The following is a 19,494-nucleotide window of genomic DNA, read 5'->3' as shown; positions in this document are numbered from 1 at the left end:
CGTCTTTCGAACAACCCTTTCGAGGTGGCGCATTCTACGCCATCTCGCCGAACTGTCAAGCTTCATTTTAAAGCTAACTTATTGATTAATAAGCGCTTTAAGCGAAGCATCCTGCCCGACGAGGAGGCGAATTATAGGCCCATCAGATTTGGCGTCAAGGCTTTTTCAGAAGAATTTTGGCAAACCGTTTTTTACCGGCCTGACACACGTACTCTTCACCCAGCGCAAGCACACAGGAGTGGTCGACCACTTCGCCGTTAACCTTCACCGAGCCGGCAGAAAGCAAATCACGCGCAGCAGCAGCATTCTTCGCCATACCGGCCCGATTGATAACTGCGGAAATCGGCAGGTCAGCCTCCGCCTCAATAACCACTTCTGGAATATCTGCCGGCAGCTCGCCATCCTTCAGACGATTGCCTGCTGAGCGGTGAGCATTGGCCGCGGCCTCTTCCCCATGAAATCGAGCAACCAACTCTTCGGCAAGCTTGATCTTGATGTCGCGCGGATTGGCACCAGCAGCGACGTCCGATTTGAACTGATCAATCTCCGCCATACTGCGGAAGCTGAGCAGCTCAAAGTAGCGCCACATAATACTGTCCGGCATTGAAACCAGCTTGTTGTACATCTCACCAGGCGCGTCGCTGATGCCTATATAGTTATTCAGCGACTTGGACATCTTCTTCACGCCATCCAAGCCCTCCAGAATCGGCATGGTGAGAATGACCTGAGGCTCCTGCCCATACTGCCGTTGCAGCTCACGCCCCATCAGCAGATTAAACTTCTGGTCGGTACCACCCAGCTCGACATCCGCCTCCATTGCAACAGAGTCGTAGCCCTGCACCAATGGATACAGGAATTCATGGATTGCGATCGACTGACCACCCTTGTAACGCTTGTCGAAGTCATCGCGCTCCAGCATCCGAGCGACGGTGTACTTGCCCGCCAACTGAATCATGTCAGCGGAGGTCATCTTGTCCATCCAGGTCGAATTGAACATGACCACCGTCTTGGCAGGATCCAGAATCTTGAAAACCTGCTCTTTATAAGTCTCGGCGTTGGCAGCCACCTGTTCACGAGTCAGCGGTTGGCGCGTGACGTTCTTGCCGGTCGGATCGCCGATCATGCCGGTGAAGTCACCAATGAGAAACAAAACCTGATGACCAAGGTCCTGAAACTGTCGCAGCTTGTTGATAAGCACGGTGTGACCGAGGTGAAGGTCAGGTGCGGTCGGATCAAAACCCGCCTTGATTCGCAGTGGCTTACCGCGCTCCAGCTTGGCGCGCAACTCGCCCTCAACCAGAATTTCATCGGCGCCGCGCTTGATCAGCGCCAACTGCTCGTCAACCGGCTTCATAGCTGCAGTTTTCCTGTGAGTGTCAGTGGGTGGTGTTTTCAGGGGGACAAACCATACAACATTGCCTATCAATTACAAGCAGCGCAGGCGCACCTTGCGGACAGCAGGCATTACGAAACGGACATAATTTGGCGGTATAAATCTGACAGGCGGGAAAGGCAAAAGCTTGCCACAGCAGCTTTTCAATTATAATTTAGCAAGTTAGTCCACTTTATCTAGAATACTTCTACACAAGAGCGCTTATGGGATCTCAAGATAAAAAGTCACCGCGATACCCCAAAAGCCACCTCGTGGCAGCCAGCGGTATCGCAGCAGCGCTGAGCATCATCCTGCTCGTAGTCCCTACCGCCGACGTCGAAGCCAAGAAGACATTAGTCCAGCTCGAGTTGCCGGCCCCCGAATCCAATGCCGACCAGTCGCTTTCCCAGTCTCCTGAACAACTGGACGCACTGGTCAGCGAAGCAGTCACAATCCCCAAGCCGATGGATATCGCACGGCAGGCAACCGCCACAGCGAACGACGAGCCCCTTGTTGCGGTTGACACTGCAGCTGCAGAGGTCGGCCCTACCTGGCAACAAATTACCGTTGCCAACGGCGACACCCTGTCCACCTTGTTTGATCAGGCAAACCTGGGTGTCAGCACCCTGCATGCTGTCATCAACAGCAGTCAGGACGCACGCCGCTTCACTCGCCTGAATGTAGGCCAGGTGCTGGAGTATCAGACCGACGCGGAAGGTCAGTTGACCGCGATGCGCTCCAAACTGAACGACCTGGAAACCATCCGCATTGATCGAACGGCAGACGGCTACCAGTTCAGCAAGCAGGTTATCGAGCCTGAAATCCGCGAACGCTACGTTCAAGCCACCATCGACAGCTCTCTGTTTCTTGCCGCTCAGCACGCCGGACTCAATCACAACCTGACAATGCAGATGGCCAACATCTTCGGCTATGACGTCGACTTCGCACGCGACATCCGCCAAGGCGATCGCTTCGAAGTACTGTTTGAGGAAAAGCACGTCGATGACAAAACCGTAGGCTCGGGAAACATTCTGGCCGCCCGCTTTACCAACCGCGGCAAGACCTACACCGCGGTGCGCTACACGGATCGCAATGGCTATGCGAGCTACTACCGGGCTGACGGCACCAGCATGCGCAAGGCTTTCATCCGGACCCCGGTTGACTTTGCCCGAATCAGCTCCCGCTTCAATCCCGGCCGCCTGCACCCGGTGCTCAATCGCATTCGCGCCCACAAAGGCGTCGATTATGCTGCTGCCACCGGCACGCCCATCAAAGCGACAGGCGACGGCCGGGTTGTTTCCGCCGGCCGCAAGGGCGGTTACGGCAACGCCGTCGTTATCCAGCACGGGCGCAAGTACCAGACACTGTATGGACACATGAGCCGCTTCGCACGGGGTGTTACTGCGGGCACGCACGTCACCCAGGGGCAGATCATCGGCTACGTAGGCATGACTGGTCTGGCCACCGGGCCGCACCTGCACTACGAATTCCGCGTTGATGGCCGTCACGTTGACCCACTTAGCGTGCAGCTTCCGGCCTCCGACCCAATCCCCAGCAGTGAGCGCACCGCCTTCCTCGCCACCAGCCAGCAACTGATGGCGTCGATGGACCAGTCACGCGCTACCCAGCTCGCCGCGCTGGATCAGTAATGTCCCCCTTGTATGTCGGTATCATGTCAGGCACCAGCCTGGATGGTATCGACATCACCCTCTGCCGATTCAACGATGAACGCCGGGCCGAGTGCCTGGACGCCCTTTGCGTACCGATGCCTGCCGATCTGCGCCAGCAATTGCTGGATCTGTGCAGCCCGGGAGGGGACGAACTCTATTTGGCCGGCGTCGCGGGTAACGCCTGGACCAGACTGGCAGCCCAGGGTGTACAGCAATTACTGACTCAAAGCCAGACAGCCCCCGAGCAGGTGCGCGCTATCGGCAGCCACGGCCAGACAGTCCGCCATCATCCGGAACAGGGTTTCAGCTTGCAGATCGGCTCACCGTCGTTGCTCGCGGAGCTAACCGGTATCGACGTCATAGCCGACTTTCGCAGTCGCGACCTCGCCGCCGGTGGCCAGGGGGCGCCACTGGTACCGGCATTTCACCAATGGCTGCTGAGCTGTCCAACACAAACCCGCACCCTGGTGAATATCGGCGGGTTTGCCAACCTGACAGTCCTCCGGCCGGGGCAGCCTGTTGCAGGCTTTGACTCCGGCCCGGGAAATGCCCTTATGGACAACTGGACTCAGCGCCATACTGGGCTGCCTTACGACGCCAACGGCGACTGGGCGCGACAGGGGCACCCCCATCAGGCCTTGCTGAATCGCATGCTCGCAGACCCCTACTTCGCGCGCAGCGGCCCGAAAAGCACGGGGCGCGAGTACTTCCACGAGGCCTGGCTGGCAGCACACCTCAAGCACAGCCCCGATATACCGGCCGCAGACGTGCAGGCTACCCTTGCCATGCTCACAGCCACAACTATTGCTCAAAGTGTCGAGCACGCCGCGCGCGACAGCAGCGAGCTGTTTGTGTGTGGTGGCGGAGCGCGCAATGGACACTTGATGGCACTGTTGCAGCAGATGCTGCCGGCACAAATCGTTCAGTCTACGGAGGTGCTGGGAGTCAGCCCGGACTGGATGGAAGCGATCGCATTTGCCTGGCTGGCGTGGCGTTTTGATCAACGCCTCAGCGGCAACCTGCCAAGCGTGACAGGGGCAAGCGGAGAGCGCATTTTAGGTGCGCTATACCCCGCCTGAATCAGATCGAGAAGGAAGACCCGCAGCCGCAGGTCGTGCTGGCGTTAGGGTTGTTGATCACGAAGCGCGAGCCCTCAAGGCCTTCCTGGTAATCCACCTCGGACCCGACCAGATACTGGAAGCTCATCGGATCAACAACAAGACGCACACCGTCGCGCTCGACAACGGTATCGTCCTCGGCCAATTCGTCATCAAAGGTAAAGCCGTACTGAAACCCGGAACAACCGCCGCCTGTCACGAAGACGCGCAGACTCAAACTGTCGTTCCCCTCCTCCTCAATCAGCGAACGCACCTTACTGACCGCGTTATCACTGAAAATAAGCGGTGAAGGGACAAAGACTTCAGCAGACATACAACCTCCAGCGACCTTGGCCGCAGCACAACAGGGCGAGCATTATCCTTTTTCCCGAGGTTTTTGGTCAACTATTCTCCGATTCGAGCTGCAGGACCGCGTCGAGCTGGGCTGACTGGGCACTGTCATCGAGATAATTAAGCTGACCGCTGATCTGCGCCCCCATAACCATCTCCATATAGCGGTAATAAAGATCACCACTAATCCGCGCCTTGGCATCCAGCTCCAGGTGCTCGAGTGCGTGCACATCGCCAACGACCTGGCCGTTGATGACCACATGAGGCGCCTTGATAACACCTTCGACGTAGCCGTGCTCACTGATGCGCACCAGCCCCTCTTCAGCCTCGATACTGCCGACAACCCGACCATCAATCTGCAAGGCGCCATCAAATCGCATATCGCCACGTATCTGGGCCTGCTGGGCAATGATGGTCGTCTTGCCACTAAACTGGCCGATATCAGCCTTTTTGCGCTTGTCGGATCCCCACATCAGTGCTCTGCTCCTGTAACCGTCCAATCGAAAACCTGCTCAACCAGGGTGTCTCCGTTACGGGTTGCGACGAGCTTGACCTGCTGGGGCTCAAAGCCGTCCGGAAGGGTAAGCAGGGCCTGCTCACTGCGAGCGGGCACGACCTGAAAGTAGCGGAAATTCAGTGCCAGTTGATCATCTCCCAATGACGGGGACAGGTCTGCCAGAGACAGCTCATCGGTCTTGCCATTGAGCAGCCCTTTGACACTGACTGCCAGACTGGCCTCCAGCGTATCGCTCTCGTCCCCCACCCTGCTGACCATGACTTTATAGCGGAAAGCCGCCGGAGAGTCTGTGGCCTGCAACTCAAAAGCCTGGATTCGCAGCCCCGGCGCCATCGCACTTGGCGCCAGCACGCCCTGGTACTGGGCCAGACTTTGCTGCTGTTTGAACAGCTGAGCCTCAAGCTCGTGAATAATCTGCTGCCCCTCAGCAACAGCGTCACGCGCCACCAGCAAATCGACTTCCAGCTGGTGATAACGTTGACGGGCCTCCTCCAGTTCCCTGGTGAGTTGCGCCTGACTCTCAACCAGGGCAAGGCGCTCCAGTTCGAGCGGCTGCTGGTGCCGCATCGCGGCCTCCCAGCCCTGCCATGCACTGATCGGAACAGAGATCAGCAACAAGATGACCACTGCGCGCCGCCAGCGCCGCTGCATCCGGCTTTCGCGCGGCTGCAGCGTAACATGATGGTCCCGAAAGGAGTGAGAGCCGGGGCGCCGTGAACCGAACATCAGGGCAGCAGCGCGGGCTGCTGCAGCCCGGCGCGCTCGTCCAGACCAAACAGAATGTTCATGTTCTGCACGGCCTGACCGGAAGCACCCTTGGTCAGGTTATCAATCACGGACAACACCACGACCAGATCCCCGCCCTGCGGACGGTGCACCGCGATGCGACAAACGTTGGCACCACGCACGCTGCGCGTCTCCGGGTGACTGCCTGCAGGCATGACGTCAACAAAGGGCTCGTCGGCATAACGCTGCTCGAACAACGCCTGCAGATCCACGCTGGTATCTGCGACTCGTGCATACAGGGTGGCATGAATGCCGCGAATCATCGGCGTCAGGTGCGGCACAAAGGTCAGACCGACAGGCCCGCCGGCAGCCTGTTGCAGCCCCTGGCGAATTTCCGGCAGGTGGCGATGACCCGCAACCGCGTAGGCCTTCATGCTCTCGCCCGCTTCGCATAACAGGGAGCCGACACTCGCGCCACGTCCCGCGCCGCTGACACCCGACTTGCAGTCTGCGATCAACGTTGCCGGATCGGCCAGCCCCGTCTCCAGCAGGGGAATCAGACCAAGCTGCGTGGCGGTCGGATAACAACCGGGCACGGCGATGAGCCGCGCACCGCGAATCGCCTCACGATTGACCTCGGGCAGGCCGTAGACTGCTTCAGGCAATAGATCAGGGGCGCCGTGCGGCTGGTGATACCACTGCGCCCACTCGTCGGCGTCGCGCAGGCGGAAGTCTGCCGACAGGTCGATCACCTTGACGCCGGTAGCCAGCAGCTCGCCGGCCAGCGCGTGCGCGACGCCGTGCGGAGTAGCAAAGAACACTACATCGCAGGCGCCCAGTGTGGCGACATCCGGCACGGAAAAGCGCAGGTAGTCATAGTGACCGCGCAAATTGGGATACATATCGGCAACACAGAGGCCTTCCTCTGATCGGGACGTGATGACCTCGACATGCGCTTCGGGGTGCTGGGCCAGCAGCCGCAGCAACTCAACACCGGTGTAGCCGGTTCCGCCTACAATGCCTACTTTGATCATCATTCCGTCCTGAATTGCATGTGAATTGTTGATACTCTGCGGCAAGCCTGCGCTCAGAGGCCGCAAAGCGGTCCCCTATGATAAAAGCGCTGGCAGAAATTACCAGCGCCGCCCCCGCGCAGCAGCCAGACACAGGAGACTAGTGTGTACCTCTGGATAAAAGCCTTCCACATCATGGCCGTGATTACCTGGTTCGCCGGCCTCTTTTACCTGCCTCGCCTGTTCGTCTATCATGCTCAGGCCGAAGACGAGATCAGCCGCGAGCGCTTCAAGATCATGGAGCGCAAGCTGCTGCGCGGGATCATGAACCCCTCAATGATCGTCACCCTGCTGCTCGGCGGCTGGATGCTCTATCTCAACCCCGGCTGGCTCAGCCAAGGCTGGATGCATGCCAAGCTGGCGCTGGTCGCACTGCTGGTGATCTACCATCACCTATGCGGACGCATTCGCACCCGCTTTGCGAACAACGCCAATACCCGCTCGCATGTCTACTACCGCTGGTTCAACGAAGCACCGGTACTGGCACTGGTAGGCATCGTCATTCTGGTGGTAGTCAAACCCTTCTAGTCCGCTTTCACCGCTCGGCCTTGCGCCCAGGCGCGCAGGGCCTGCAGCTTCTCGGCCATCACGACAGACAGCGGTGAGGTGCGGGCAATCGCGGCAAGGATGTCGCGCCCGCCAAGCGGCTCGCCGCTGGCTGCGCAGGCATAGACCGCCGAGACCACCGCCTGTTCAATCTCCGCACCGGAGAATCCGTCACTGGCCTGAGCCAACTGCTGCAGGTCGAACTGCCCCGGATCAAACTCGCGCTTTGCCAGATGAATGCCGAAGATCTCCGCCCGTACCGACTCACCCGGCAAGTCGACAAAGAACAGCTCATCCACGCGCCCCTTGCGGATCAACTCAGGGGGCAATTGCGCGACATCATTCGCTGTCGCGACCAGAAATACCCTAGACTGCCGCTCGGCCATCCAGGTCAGCAGGCTGCCCAGCATCCGACGCGAGACGCCGCTGTCGCTCTGATCCGCCGCAACGCCCTTCTCGATTTCGTCGATCCAGAGCACACAGGGCTCCAACGCGTCGGCCAGCTGAAGGGCATCACGCAGGTTCTTTTCGGTCTCGCCAATGTACTTGTTGTAGAGCCCCGCCATGTCCAGACGCAGCAGCGGCAGCCCCCACAGCCCAGCGATCGCCTTGGCCGCGAGGCTCTTGCCCGCCCCCTGCACCCCCACCAGCAATACACCGCGGGGCATATCCTGAACCGGCCCCGCCTTGCTGAAGGCTGCGTGACGGTCGGCCAGCCAGGCCTTGAGCTTCTGCAAACCACCCACTTCACCAAAACGCGCGGTTTCCTGCTCGTAACTCAGCACGCCATCCATGCCCAGCAACTCGAACTTGGCCTTGTTCAGGTTCGGCAGGTCGCTCTGGTCGATCGCTCCATCGTCGATGATCAGGTTACGAGCCAGCCGCCGCGCCTCCTCATGGGTGGTGCCGCGCAGGTTACGCACCACCTGCTGCAGCGTGCGATTGTCGGTTCGCACCCGCTGCCCCCGGTTAGCCTCGCTCCAGCGCATCGCCTCCTCGCGCACAATGGCGGTCAGCTCCTCTTCCGATGGCATGCTCAACTGCAGACGCGCGGCAAGACGCCTGAGCTCGGGTGGCAGATTGACCGCATGGCTGACAAGAATCAGAGTCGGGCCGGTCGCCGCCTTGTTCATAGCCAGCGTCTTCAGCTGACGCACGATGCGTGGCGATTCCATGAATGGATGCAGGTCGCAGAAGACATAAAGTGCATTTTCGCCGGCCTCCCTCACCACATCCAGGGCAACCCCGGCATCGCGAGTGTCGCGTTCGGGATCAGGTTCTGCCCCGAAGCCAAGCCGACTCAAACCGTCCAGATGATTCCAGGTGTACCAGGTCTGCGCGCGTTGAACAGCCAGCGAGCCGATGGTCTCGAGTACCCGCGGCTCCTGCCAGGACTCGATGACGATCAGGCGAACGCGCGAGTCCAGCACCAACCCCAGGTCATGAATATCGTTTTTCAATCAACGCCTCCTCTGCTGCGCCGCAGTCCTGCCACGCACTTCCCGATAGTGCCAATCCGTTTGCCTGCGTTACACTGCCACCAACGCGGTCACCGGCCGCGACCCTCAGCCAACCAAGGAGCGCAGCGTGGATTGTCTGTTCTGCAAGATCATCAACGGCAAGATTCCGTCCAAGAAGATATACGAAGATGATCAGGTCTTCGCCTTTCACGATATCAACCCGCAAGCCCCAGTGCACTTTCTGGTGATCCCGAAGAAGCATATCGCCACGCTGGACGACGTCACCGAAGAGGATCGCGCCGTCATTGGCCATATGGTCTACACCGCGCAGAAACTGGCAAAGGAGCTGGGTTGCGAGGCAGGTTACCGTACCGTGTTCAACTGCAACGAACAGGGCGGCCAGACCGTTTACCACATTCACCTGCATGTCCTTGGCAAGCGCCAGATGACCTGGCCTCCGGGCTAGGCGCTGCAGGGCAGGAGACGCCATCATGAGCACGCGACACTACAGTTTTCTCGACCGCCTGCTGAATCAGGCAGACCAGTCACTGCGTACGCTGATTCCTGGCGCAGCACAGGCCCAGCGTCCGTCGCCGGCGCAGCATCTGGCTAACGTGCCAATGGACGATCACGAGCGCCAGCATATCGCCGGCCTGATGCGCATCAACCACACCGGAGAGGTATGCGCGCAGGCGCTGTATCAGGGCCAGGCGCTGACCGCCAAGCTACCCGAAGTGCGCTCGAAGATGGAGCACGCCGCGGCGGAGGAGATAGACCACCTGGCCTGGTGCGAACAACGCCTGAAGGAGCTGGGCAGCCGCACCAGCATCTTCAATCCGCTGTTTTACGGGATGTCATTCGGGATTGGTGCAACCGCCGGGCTGATCAGCGACCGCATCAGCCTGGGCTTTGTTGCCGCCACCGAACAGCTGGTCGAGCGACACCTTGACGATCACCTGACCCAGCTGCCGGAGGAAGACATCAAGTCACGGGCCATCCTGGAGCAGATGCGCGAAGACGAGATCGAACATGGCCAGCAGGCGCTGGAAGCCGGCGGCGCGGTATTCCCGGAGCCGATCAAGCAAGCCATGGTGCTGCTCTCCAAGGTCATGACCAAGGCGACTTACAAGGCCTGATTGATCGACCGGACGGTGTCGGGGTGACGCAAATGCAGCACCCCGAACAGCATGACCTGCAACAACTGCCGGCCCAAAGAGCCAACCTTCCTCAGCTTGCCGAACATCAACAGGCACTCCAGCACGTGCACACCCAGCACGATCAACGCGATCATCTGCAGGCGCTGTGGGTTGGGTACCGGAACCAGATTGAACAGACTGAGGATAACGGTCAGCCAGAAGACCAGCATCAGCAGCTTGCCTGCCAACATGAATGTACGCATGACTACTCCCTGATTGTTGTTATTGGGGAGCCCGATGGTAACTCACAGACGCTTGCATGAAAGGGCCGGGCTAGCCAACGGAGTGACCGCAGGCGCCACGAACCGGAAGTGCGGGCGCGCAGCATGCTGCGCCCGCTGCAGAACAATCAGTCGATTTCGACGATCTCGTAATCATGGGTCACTTCCACACCGGCGCGGCCCAACAGGATCGACGCCGAACAGTACTTCTCGGCAGACAGCTCAACCGCGCGTTTGACGTGCGCTTCCTTCAGGTTCTTGCCGGTCACAACGAAGTGCAGGTGAATCTTGGTAAATACCTTGGGCTCGACATCAGCGCGTTCGGCCGCCAGTTCGGTGTGCACATCCCGAATATCCTGACGGGCCTTTTTGAGAATGCTGACCACATCGAAGCTGGCGCAACCGCCCAGCCCTACCAGCACGGTCTCCATCGGGCGGATACCCATATTGCGCCCACCCGCCTCCGGCGGACCGTCCATTACCACCGTGTGGCCACTGCCGGACTCACCCAGAAACATGACCCCGTCAACCCACTTGATCGTTGCTTTCATCACAGACTCCCGCAGGAAAATCGCTCACAGGGCCGGGAGAATACCACAGCAACCTGCGGCATATGTCCGCACTGGTCATACGGATAAAAACTGGACATAATCCGTTTCAGTCTCACGCTGAGGCTGACACGGATGCCACGCATCTTCGGTACGCGCGACTACGGCCAGGACACGCTTTTAATGGTTTCAATCAACCTGACTACTAAAATAAAAAATCTGGATGCTTTTCTCGCCCACTGCCATCGCAGGAGGTTCGCCGCCCGCAGCACGCTGATTCATGCGGGCGACCAGTCGGACAGTCTGTTCTATATCGTCAAAGGGTCGGTCACGATCCTGATCGAAGACGAACATGGCCGTGAAATGATTATTGCCTACCTGAACCAGGGTGATTTCTTCGGTGAAATGGGCCTGTTCGACCTGTCACCGGCCCAGCATGACCGCAGTGCCTGGGTTCGCGCCAAGACCGAATGTGAAGTAGCGGAAATCAGCTACAGCAAGTTCCGTGAACTGACCCAGCGCGACCCCGAGCTGCTCTACGCCGTCGGTCGACAGATGGCCGAGCGCCTGCGCAAAACCACGCGCAAGGTTGGTGACCTGGCGTTTCTCGACGTCACCGGACGGGTCGCCGGCACCCTGCTTGAGCTGTGCAAACAGCCCGATGCCATGACTCATCCCGACGGCATGCAGATCAAGATTACCCGCCAGGAAATCGGCCGTATCGTCGGCTGCTCCAGGGAAATGGTCGGGCGCGTTCTCAAAAGCCTTGAAGAGCAAGGGCTGATCGACGTCAAAGGCAAGACGATGGTGGTGTTCGGCACCCGCTGAGCAGCGCCTGCAGCCAACCTCAAACACCCTGCGACGGGCCGGGCAGTCTGTTCCCGGCCGCCCCTGCACCTCGCCCCTTGCTCATGTACAATCGCTCACCAGGCTATTCCAACACGAGGTGAACATGGGCTTGAACAACGAGTGGATGCAACGCGACATTTCGGTGCTCTGGCATCCCTGCACCCAGATGAAAGACCACGAGCACATGCCGGTCATCCCGATTCAACGGGGCGAAGGCATCTGGCTGCATGATTTCGAAGGCAACCGCTACATGGATGCCGTCAGCTCGTGGTGGGTCAACATCTTTGGTCACGCCAACCCTTATATCAACCAGCGCGTAAAGGATCAGCTCGACTCGCTTGAGCACGTGATTCTCGCCGGGTTCAGCCACACCCCGGTGATCGAACTGTCCGAGCGGCTGGTAAAAATGACGCCAGATCCGCTGACCCGCTGTTTCTATGCCGACAACGGTTCCTCCTGCATCGAAGTGGCGCTGAAAATGAGCTTTCACTACTGGCTCAACATCGGCAAACCGCAGAAGAAGCGCTTCGTCACCCTCACCAACAGCTACCATGGCGAAACCCTGGCGGCGCTGGCGGTCGGTGATGTTGCGCTGTACAAGGAAACCTATCAGCCGCTGCTGATGGACGTGATTACCGTGCCCTCACCCGACTGCTACTACCGCGCCGAAGGCGTCAGCTGGGAGGAACACAGCCGGCAGATGTTCACCCACATGGAACAGACCCTGGCCGAGCAACACGAGGAGATTGCCGCGGTTATCGTCGAGCCGCTGATCCAGTGCGCCGGCGGCATGCGCATGTATCACCCGGTCTACCTCAAGCTGCTGCGCGAGGCCTGCGACCGCTACGGAGTGCACCTGATCCACGACGAAATCGCAGTCGGCTTCGGCCGCACCGGCAGCCTGTTCGCCTGTGAACAGGCCGATATCGTCCCGGACTTTCTCTGCCTGTCCAAGGCGCTGACCGGCGGCTATCTGCCAATGGCCGTGTGCATGACCAACGACACCATCTATCAGGCGTTCTACGACGACTACGAGAGCATGCGCGCCTTCCTGCACTCGCACAGTTATACCGGCAACCCGCTGGCCTGCGCTGCGGCGCTGGCGACGCTGGACCTGCTGGAACAGGGTAACGTGATCGAGACCAACAAGGCGCTGTCGGCGCACATGGCCAAGGCCACCGCCCACTTCGTCGACCATCCGCACGTAGCCGAAGTCCGCCAGACCGGCATGGTGCTGGCCATCGAGATGGTCAAGGACAAGGCAACCCGCGAAGCCTACCCCTGGCAGGAGCGCCGCGGCATCCGCGTCTATCAGCATGCGCTGAAGAACCAGGCGATGCTGCGCCCGCTCGGCAGCGTGGTGTACTTCATGCCGCCCTATGTGATCACGCCGGACCAGATCGACCACCTTGCCAGTGTCGCCTGGGAAGGTATCCAGCTGGCCACCCGGGACTGATCCCATGCGCGTATCCCGCTTTTATCTGGATCGCCCGCTGGCCGCAGGCGAGGTCATTCTCGACGGCGACGTTGCCCACTATATCGGCCGGGTGCTGCGTCTGGCGCCCGGCGCGCCCGTGCAGATCTTCAACGGCAGCGGTCAGGAATGGCCGGGCGAAGTCAGCGCGGTGAGCAAGCGCGACGTGACCATAACCCTGCAGCAACCGGTGGCCGGTACACCCGAGTCGCCGCTGCACACCCACCTCGGGCAAGCGTTGTCCCGTGGCGAGCGCATGGACTGGGCCATTCAGAAGGCGGTCGAGCTGGGCGTCAGCGAAATCACTCCGCTGTTTACCGAGCGCTGCGAAGTCAAGCTGCAGGGCGAGCGCGCCGACAAGCGCCAGGCTCATTGGCAGCAGATCGCCGTCAGTGCCTGCGAGCAGTGCGGCCGCAGCAGCGTTCCAGTGATCCATCCGCCAATGGCATTGCATGACTGGCTGTCCGCGCTGCAGGTCGACGTCAGGCTGGTCCTGCACCACCGCACCGAGCAGGACCTGCAAAGCCTGCCGGCGCCAGAGTCAGCCGCCCTGCTGATCGGCCCGGAGGGCGGTCTCAGCGCTGGCGAGATCGCGCAGGCTGAGCAGGCGGGGTTCCACGCTGCCCGTTTCGGCCCGCGGGTGCTGCGCACCGAGACCGCGCCGGTGGTTGCGCTGACCATGCTTCAGCACCTCTGGGGAGATGTCTGAGCGGGCGCGGTGCGCCTGCCAGAACTCGCCGGCCAGCCCTTCCAGTCGCTGCACCAGCGTCATCAGCTCGGCAGCATGCTCGTCGTTTTCGGCCATTGCCTCCAGGTTGGTCACGCTGCCTAGCCGGATACGCTGCAAACTGCGGCTGATTTCGTCACTGACACTGCTTTGCTGCTCCACCGCCGCGGCAATCTGAGCGCTGGCCTGACTGATACCGCTGACCAGCCCGTCGATGCCATCCAGCGCCTCGGTGGCATCACTGACACCCGCGGCGCACAGATCAACCTGCTGCAGACTCTCCTGCATTGCACTGACCGCGGCCTGACTACCCTGCTGCAACCCCTCAATCGACTGCCTAATGGTGGCGGTCGATTGCTGGGTACGCGCCGCCAGCGCACGCACCTCATCGGCGACCACTGCAAACCCGCGCCCCTGCTCACCGGCCCGCGCCGCCTCGATTGCCGCGTTCAGCGCCAGCAGGTTGGTTTGCTCGGCAATACCGTTGATGACCTCCAGCACGGCCGAGATCTGTTCGCTCTGGCTGGCCAGCGCCTTCAGCCGATCGCCGGATTCGGTAATCGAGGCGGTCAGCATGGCCATTCGTTCACTGGTGGAGCTGGCTACCCGATGACCATCGCTGGCACTGCGCTCTACCCCTCTGGCATCCTCGGCCGCCTGCTGGGCGTTACGTGCCACCTCCTGAACACTGACCGCCATCTGCTCGACCGCGGCAGCAACCTGCTCAGTCTCCGCCTGCAACTCGCTGCTGGCCTGACTGCTGCGTTTCACCGCGCCGACCATATCCCGGCTTTGCTGGGCCAGTCGCTGCGCCGCATCGCTCATGCGCCCAACCAGCGCAGAGGCCTCAGCCTCCTGCATGTCAAAGGCAAAGGCAATCTGACCCAGCTCGTCCCGGCGCCCGGTATAAAGCAGCTGACCCAGGGGGTTGTCAGCGATCGCCCGTGCCCGACGTGTCAGCGCACGCAGCGGCCCCAACTGGTGCCAGAGGCCGGTCAACAACAGCGCATAGCCGCCGGACAGGGTCAGCGCCAGTTCCGGCAGAGACGCGCCAGACGAGGCGAGGATGACACCCGCCGCACAGAGCATTGCGGCACTGCCCAATGCCAATCGGGCAAACAGTGAAAGCGCCGGACGCCGCAACGCACGCGGCACCTTGCCCTGCAGCAAAGCGGCATAACAGCGCTCGGCAGCGGCTACTCGCTCATCCGACGCACGCGTGCGAACCGATTGATACTCAACCACCCGGCCGTTCTCACGCACCGGTGTCACATAGGCACTGACCCAGTAGTAATCACCATTTTTACAGCGATTTTTCACCAGTCCCATCCAGCTTTTACCTGCCTTCAGGCAGTCCCACAACTGCTTGAACGCCTCGGGCGGCATATGCGGATGACGGATGATGTTGTGGTTTCGCCCCACGAGCTCGGCTTGCGAATAGCCGCTTATGCGCTCGAATGTTGCGTTGGCGTAGGTGACGGCACCCTTGAGATCGGTCGTTGTCAGCAGGTTATCGCCATCCTGCAAACAGACCTCGCTGTCGGTGATCGGTAAATTTACCTTCATATACCCCTCGCGGCGCAGTGGTGAACATCAGGGAAAAAGCAGACCTCTCAGGTCATCGGCACACATGGGAAAGCCCAGCTTGAAACCCTGCCCCAGGGTGCACCCTTCCTGCAGCATCAGATCAACCTGGCTGAGGTGCTCAATGCCCTCGGCAACCACCGCCAATCCAAGACTGCGGCTGAGCGCGATGATCGCCCTGCAGATAGTGAATTGCCGGGTGTTTTCGTGGGTCTCGTGCAGAAAGCTGCGGTCCAGCTTGATGATGTGAAGCGGAAAACGATTGAGGTAACCAAGCGAGCAGTAGCCGGTCCCGAAGTCATCCAGGGCAATACGCACGCCCATATCGGCAAGCTCGCGCAGGCTGGCCAGCACCCATGGATCGTGATCGATCAGCAGGCTTTCGGTAATTTCCAGTACCAGACTGTCGGGCGCATAACCCGTGTCCTGGAGGATCTCACGCAGGCGCTGGACGAAGTCCGCTTCCTGCAGCTGCCGACCCGACAGGTTGACCGAGCAATGCAATGGCCCGGCTCCTTCTTGCTGCCAGCGTTGAGCCTGTCTGCACGCCTGCTCCAACACCCAGTAGCCGACCGAGACAATCTCCCCCGACTCCTCGAGCACCGGAATAAAGGCGGCAGGTGAGACCGATTCACCGTCATGGGACCAGCGCAACAACACTTCGACCGCCACCGGCGGCTGGTTTGGGGCGTTCAGATCGAAAATCGGCTGGTAATGAAGCGTAAACTCGTCACGCTGCAGCGCCTGCAGCACGTTGCTTTCCAGCTTGAGGCGCTGACGTGCCCGCTGCTGCATCGACTGATCGAATCGCTCGAAGCGCGCCTTGCCCGACTCCTTGGCACTGTAAAGCGCCAGGTCGGCGGCCTGCAGGGCATCCTCCAGCCCCTGCCCGGGCAGCAGCGGCGCAACACCAATACTGGCGCTGACCACCAGGCAACGCTCACCGAAACACAGCGGTTCGCGCAACGCGGCAAGTGCCCGGGTTGCGACCGTTTCTGCATCCTCGGCGCAGGCCAGATCATCCAGCAACATGACAAACTCGTCGCCGCCAAAACGGGCCAGTTGGTCCCCGGGCCGCAGGCAGCTGCGCAGCCGCTCGGCCACCAGCAGCAGAACCCGATCACCGGCGGCATGCCCGAGGCTGTCATTGATCAGTTTGAAACGATCCAGATCGATGAACAGCAAGGCCGCATGGCGCGCGCCGGGCCGGCTCAGTTGTGAGGCCGTGCGCTGCAACTGGATATTGAGTTGGTGGCGATTGATCAGTCCGGTCAACGGGTCATGCCGGGCGGCATGCTCCAGTTCGCGCTGAAAGCGCTGGCGCTCGCTGATATCGGTCTGCGAACCGGCCAGCCGCCGGCGCCCGGACAAGTCGACCTCAACCACGCCCCGGGTCAGCACCCACAGGTAGCTGCCGTCACTGCGACGCAGGCGGTATTCATGTCGAATCCACGGCGAGCCGCCCTGCAAATGCTGCTGGATAGCAGCCTGCAAGCCGGCCTGATCGTCCGGGTGAACGCGCTCGAACCAGTGCATGGAGCGCTGTCCGACCTGGGCCTGGGTCAAGCCAAGCATGCTGGCCCAGCGCTCGGAGACATAGAGCTGATCCTGCTGCAGATCCCAGTCCCAGATGCCATCGTTGGCGCCGCGCAAGGCATGGGCATACCGGGCTTCGCTGGCTTCCAGGGCACGATGCTCGGCATCGATGTAGGCGTCAGCGGCCAGGCTCATGTCAAAAAAGACAATCTTCAGCAGACTGTCGAAATCAGCCAGCCTTGACCGCTGCTCGACACTGAGATCGTCGAACCAGTTACCGAGCATGCGACTCAGGTACATCCGATACGCACCCAGATACCACTTCAGTTCGACACCGACCTGTTCGTGTATGTGCCCGATGCGCACACGCTCTTCCAGATAGCGCTGGTCAATCTCGCCACAGAACAGGCGACTGTAATAGCCCCGCTGACTATGCTTGAGGCGATCAACCAGCCCCTCGCCACGCAGAATCCCCCGTGTTTCAGGATACTGCTTCAAACGCTCGTACAGCGCTTCAACAAATTCGTGGCTGGCCTGCTCACCGAAACTGGCGATACGCCGCAATCGCTCCCCATCCGCGTTGCTCCAGTCGAGAAAATGCAAACGCTGTTGCAGGCCGCTGGCATCAAGCCCCAGTTTGTCGAATACCGGTTTAAGCACGGTTATCACGTCCATGGCGGTAATAAGGCAGCGCTCCAAAGGGCCGCCGACTGTTGTTATTCGTTTTTGCGCGGGCAACAAAAAAGGCGCTGGACTCCCGAGCTGTAAAAGCTCGGGAGTCCAGCGCCTTGTCTTTCAGGCCCTTGCGTCCTGACCGGCAAAGCCGTCTCGTTGGTCAGGGACCACGCTACCCTAGAGATCATCCTCTGACAAGCTTTGCAATAGCCCTTCCAGGCGATGACGCAACCCCGCCAGCTGCCGCGAACGGAAGGCATGGCGCGTCTGCTCCAGGGTGTCGATGGCATCCTCCAGGGCAAAACGCACGCGGCTGCGCTCGTTCAACTGCTCGGGAGCGAGCCAGCGGCACAATGGCGCGTCACTGCAATCCTGTGGCTGACAGATCAGCTCACAGTCAAGCCCGGCCTGCTTAAGCGCCTTGATAATCGGGTCACGCTGCGCCGTAGGTGCAGCAACAACCACCTTCGATTCGTCGGTCATGGCAGATCAGATAAATGATGAATTTGATGTCAAATTGTAATCAAGCACCGTCCCAAAGACACCACAAGAGTCAAAAAATCGCCGCCTTTGCTGATCTGAATCAATGCCGTCACGCTTCCGCCATTACACACACGCCGATTGACCGCCCCCGCCCCCTTGGGTAATGTTCAGCCGTTTGAACCATCCCGGATGAGGTAACGCATGGCCCGGAAGAAAACCGCCGCAGACTTCGAGCAGTCACTGGGCTCGCTGCAGGCACTGGTCGAGCGGCTGGAAAGCGCTGACCTCAGTCTGGAAGAGTCATTGAGTGCCTTCGAGCAAGGCGTCGCCCTGACCCGCGAATGCCAGCAGGCGCTCGCCCAGGCGGAACAGAAGGTCCAGCAACTGATCGAAAGCAATGGAGAGCTGAAGACAGAACCCTTTGACGGCACCAGCGAATGAGCCCATTCGGTCAGTATCTTGAGCAGTGTCAGCAACGCATCAACGCCTTCCTGAGCAATCAGCTGCATACCCCGCAACCCCGTCTTGATCGACTCTACAGTGCCATGCGCTACAGCGTGGTCATCGGCGGCAAGCGCATGCGCCCGCTACTGGCCTATGCCAGCTGCGAGGCTGCCGGTGGCGAGTTGGCCCGGGCAGATCACGCGGCAGCAGCGGTGGAGCTGATCCATGCCTACTCGCTGATTCACGACGACCTGCCGGCCATGGACAACGATGACCTGCGCCGCGGCCAGCCTACCTGCCACCGCGCCTTCGACGAGGCGACCGCGATCCTCGCCGGTGACGGCTTGCAGGCGCTGGCCTTCGAACTGCTCGCCAGCGCGCCGGACTGCCGCCCGGATACCCGTCTGCAGATGGTCAGCCTGCTGGGCCACGCCGCCGGACCGCAGGGCATGGTCGGCGGACAGGCGATTGATCTTGGTGCGGTCGGCGAGAAACTCGACCAGACCACCCTGGAAACCATGCATCGACACAAGACCGGCGCCCTGATTCGCGCCAGCGTGCAACTGGGCGCACTGGCCAGCGAGCGTCTAGATAACGAGCAGTTGGCAGCCCTTGGCAGCTACGCCGATCACGTCGGCCTGGCGTTCCAGGTGCAGGACGACATTCTCGATATCGAAAGCGATACCAGCGTGCTCGGCAAACAGCAGGGCGCCGACCTGGCCCGCGACAAGCCGACCTACCCGGCACTGCTCGGGCTGGACGGTGCCCACCGTCTGGCTGCCGAGCTGCGCGACCAGGCGCTCAGCGCAGTCGCAGGCTTCGGCCCCGCAGCAGAGCGCTTGCGCCAGCTGGCTGACTACACCGTTCAGCGCCGCTTCTGAGATAGCCCTGCGTGCAGTTGGGCTATCGGCCTGCATCGGTTAAACTGCGCCCTTGTTTTCCCGC

20 protein-coding genes and 1 pseudogene are annotated in these 19,494 nt (G+C 60.6%); 10 read left to right on the top strand and 11 right to left on the bottom strand.

Going from position 1 to position 19,494, the window contains the following annotated elements; translation table 11 throughout:
* Window positions 1-154: 154 nt before the first annotated feature.
* Window positions 155-1,354, bottom strand: coding sequence for a tyrosine--tRNA ligase (tyrS, locus tag AC13EY_RS04075; RefSeq protein ID WP_228246452.1), 1,200 nt, complete (start codon window positions 1,352-1,354; stop codon window positions 155-157).
* Window positions 1,355-1,596: 242 nt separating this feature from the next.
* On the opposite strand from tyrS, the gene AC13EY_RS04070 reads away from it, so the two are divergent.
* Together AC13EY_RS04070 and AC13EY_RS04065 are read left to right on the top strand one after the other, a co-directional pair.
* Window positions 1,597-3,021, top strand: coding sequence for a peptidoglycan DD-metalloendopeptidase family protein (locus AC13EY_RS04070; RefSeq protein WP_228246451.1), 1,425 nt, complete (start codon window positions 1,597-1,599; stop codon window positions 3,019-3,021).
* Window positions 3,021-4,121: an anhydro-N-acetylmuramic acid kinase gene (locus AC13EY_RS04065; protein ID WP_228246450.1), complete on the top strand. Its 1,101-nt coding sequence runs from the start codon at window positions 3,021-3,023 to the stop codon at window positions 4,119-4,121. Before AC13EY_RS04070 ends, AC13EY_RS04065 begins: the two co-directional genes overlap by 1 nt.
* Window position 4,122: 1 nt before the next feature.
* Here AC13EY_RS04065 and erpA read toward each other — a convergent pair whose 3' ends face one another.
* The 4 genes from erpA to argC form a co-directional block, all read right to left on the bottom strand.
* Complete coding sequence (erpA, locus tag AC13EY_RS04060; protein WP_228246449.1) at window positions 4,123-4,473, bottom strand: iron-sulfur cluster insertion protein ErpA; 351 nt, start codon at window positions 4,471-4,473, stop codon at window positions 4,123-4,125.
* A 67-nt stretch (window positions 4,474-4,540) separates the two neighbouring features.
* Entirely contained in the window at window positions 4,541-4,963 is a 423-nt protein-coding gene (locus AC13EY_RS04055) for a bactofilin family protein (protein WP_228246448.1), read from the bottom strand.
* Window positions 4,963-5,658, bottom strand: a complete 696-nt coding sequence (locus AC13EY_RS04050) for a DUF6776 family protein (RefSeq protein WP_482890398.1) — start codon at window positions 5,656-5,658, stop codon at window positions 4,963-4,965. The genes AC13EY_RS04055 and AC13EY_RS04050 overlap by 1 nt, the downstream gene beginning before the upstream one ends.
* A 74-nt stretch (window positions 5,659-5,732) precedes the next feature.
* Entirely contained in the window at window positions 5,733-6,767 is a 1,035-nt protein-coding gene (gene argC, locus AC13EY_RS04045) for an N-acetyl-gamma-glutamyl-phosphate reductase (protein WP_228246446.1), read from the bottom strand.
* Between the two features lie 144 nt (window positions 6,768-6,911).
* Here argC and hemJ point away from each other — a divergent pair, with 144 nt between their 5' ends.
* Window positions 6,912-7,334 (top strand): protoporphyrinogen oxidase HemJ, encoded by a 423-nt coding sequence (hemJ, locus tag AC13EY_RS04040; protein WP_228246445.1) that lies wholly within the window; start codon window positions 6,912-6,914, stop codon window positions 7,332-7,334.
* On the opposite strand, the gene AC13EY_RS04035 is transcribed toward hemJ, so the two are convergent.
* On the bottom strand, window positions 7,331-8,812 hold the full coding sequence (locus AC13EY_RS04035) for an AAA family ATPase (protein ID WP_228246444.1): 1,482 nt from the start codon (window positions 8,810-8,812) through the stop codon (window positions 7,331-7,333). The two genes, hemJ and AC13EY_RS04035, sit on opposite strands and share 4 nt — an antisense overlap.
* A 127-nt stretch (window positions 8,813-8,939) precedes the next feature.
* On the opposite strand from AC13EY_RS04035, the gene AC13EY_RS04030 reads away from it, so the two are divergent.
* Together AC13EY_RS04030 and coq7 are read left to right on the top strand one after the other, a co-directional pair.
* Entirely contained in the window at window positions 8,940-9,278 is a 339-nt protein-coding gene (locus AC13EY_RS04030) for a histidine triad nucleotide-binding protein (protein ID WP_228246443.1), read from the top strand.
* Between the two features lie 22 nt (window positions 9,279-9,300).
* Entirely contained in the window at window positions 9,301-9,948 is a 648-nt protein-coding gene (gene coq7, locus AC13EY_RS04025; RefSeq protein WP_088277481.1) for a 2-polyprenyl-3-methyl-6-methoxy-1,4-benzoquinone monooxygenase, read from the top strand.
* Here coq7 and AC13EY_RS04020 read toward each other — a convergent pair.
* Together AC13EY_RS04020 and AC13EY_RS04015 are read right to left on the bottom strand one after the other, a co-directional pair.
* Window positions 9,936-10,211 (bottom strand): DUF1145 domain-containing protein, encoded by a 276-nt coding sequence (locus AC13EY_RS04020; protein ID WP_088277479.1) that lies wholly within the window; start codon window positions 10,209-10,211, stop codon window positions 9,936-9,938. The genes coq7 and AC13EY_RS04020 overlap by 13 nt on opposite strands.
* 146 nt (window positions 10,212-10,357) lie before the next feature.
* Window positions 10,358-10,780 (bottom strand): OsmC family protein, encoded by a 423-nt coding sequence (locus AC13EY_RS04015; protein WP_228246442.1) that lies wholly within the window; start codon window positions 10,778-10,780, stop codon window positions 10,358-10,360.
* Window positions 10,781-10,960: 180 nt separating this feature from the next.
* Here AC13EY_RS04015 and crp point away from each other — a divergent pair, with 180 nt between their 5' ends.
* The 3 genes from crp (at window position 10,961) to AC13EY_RS04000 (ending at window position 13,809) form a co-directional block, all read left to right on the top strand.
* Entirely contained in the window at window positions 10,961-11,605 is a 645-nt protein-coding gene (gene crp / locus AC13EY_RS04010; protein WP_088277477.1) for a cAMP-activated global transcriptional regulator CRP, read from the top strand.
* A 124-nt stretch (window positions 11,606-11,729) separates the two neighbouring features.
* Window positions 11,730-13,082, top strand: a complete 1,353-nt coding sequence (locus AC13EY_RS04005; protein ID WP_228246441.1) for an adenosylmethionine--8-amino-7-oxononanoate transaminase — start codon at window positions 11,730-11,732, stop codon at window positions 13,080-13,082.
* Window positions 13,083-13,086: 4 nt separating this feature from the next.
* Window positions 13,087-13,809 (top strand): 16S rRNA (uracil(1498)-N(3))-methyltransferase, encoded by a 723-nt coding sequence (locus tag AC13EY_RS04000; protein WP_228246440.1) that lies wholly within the window; start codon window positions 13,087-13,089, stop codon window positions 13,807-13,809.
* Between the two features lie 138 nt (window positions 13,810-13,947).
* Here the strand turns inward: AC13EY_RS04000 and AC13EY_RS03995 are convergent.
* The 3 genes and pseudogenes from AC13EY_RS03995 to AC13EY_RS03985 form a co-directional block, all read right to left on the bottom strand.
* A pseudogene (locus AC13EY_RS03995) lies at window positions 13,948-15,393 on the bottom strand (methyl-accepting chemotaxis protein); the annotation flags it as partial.
* A 27-nt stretch (window positions 15,394-15,420) separates the two neighbouring features.
* Complete coding sequence (locus tag AC13EY_RS03990) at window positions 15,421-17,607, bottom strand: EAL domain-containing protein (protein ID WP_228246439.1); 2,187 nt, start codon at window positions 17,605-17,607, stop codon at window positions 15,421-15,423.
* A gap of 192 nt (window positions 17,608-17,799) precedes the next feature.
* Window positions 17,800-18,105 (bottom strand): hypothetical protein, encoded by a 306-nt coding sequence (locus AC13EY_RS03985; RefSeq protein WP_228246438.1) that lies wholly within the window; start codon window positions 18,103-18,105, stop codon window positions 17,800-17,802.
* Window positions 18,106-18,306: 201 nt separating this feature from the next.
* On the opposite strand from AC13EY_RS03985, the gene AC13EY_RS03980 reads away from it, so the two are divergent.
* Together AC13EY_RS03980 and AC13EY_RS03975 are read left to right on the top strand one after the other, a co-directional pair.
* Window positions 18,307-18,546 (top strand): exodeoxyribonuclease VII small subunit, encoded by a 240-nt coding sequence (locus AC13EY_RS03980; RefSeq protein ID WP_228246437.1) that lies wholly within the window; start codon window positions 18,307-18,309, stop codon window positions 18,544-18,546.
* A complete protein-coding gene (locus tag AC13EY_RS03975) occupies window positions 18,543-19,430 on the top strand; it encodes a polyprenyl synthetase family protein (protein WP_228246436.1) in 888 nt (295 codons plus the stop codon). Before AC13EY_RS03980 ends, AC13EY_RS03975 begins: the two co-directional genes overlap by 4 nt.
* The last annotated feature ends 64 nt before the right edge of the window (window positions 19,431-19,494 follow it).

Source organism: Halopseudomonas sp. L-58, from assembly GCF_056859475.1.
The sequence above is the reverse complement of the archived record's forward strand: the minus strand, read 5'-3'. Positions and strand labels throughout refer to the sequence as shown.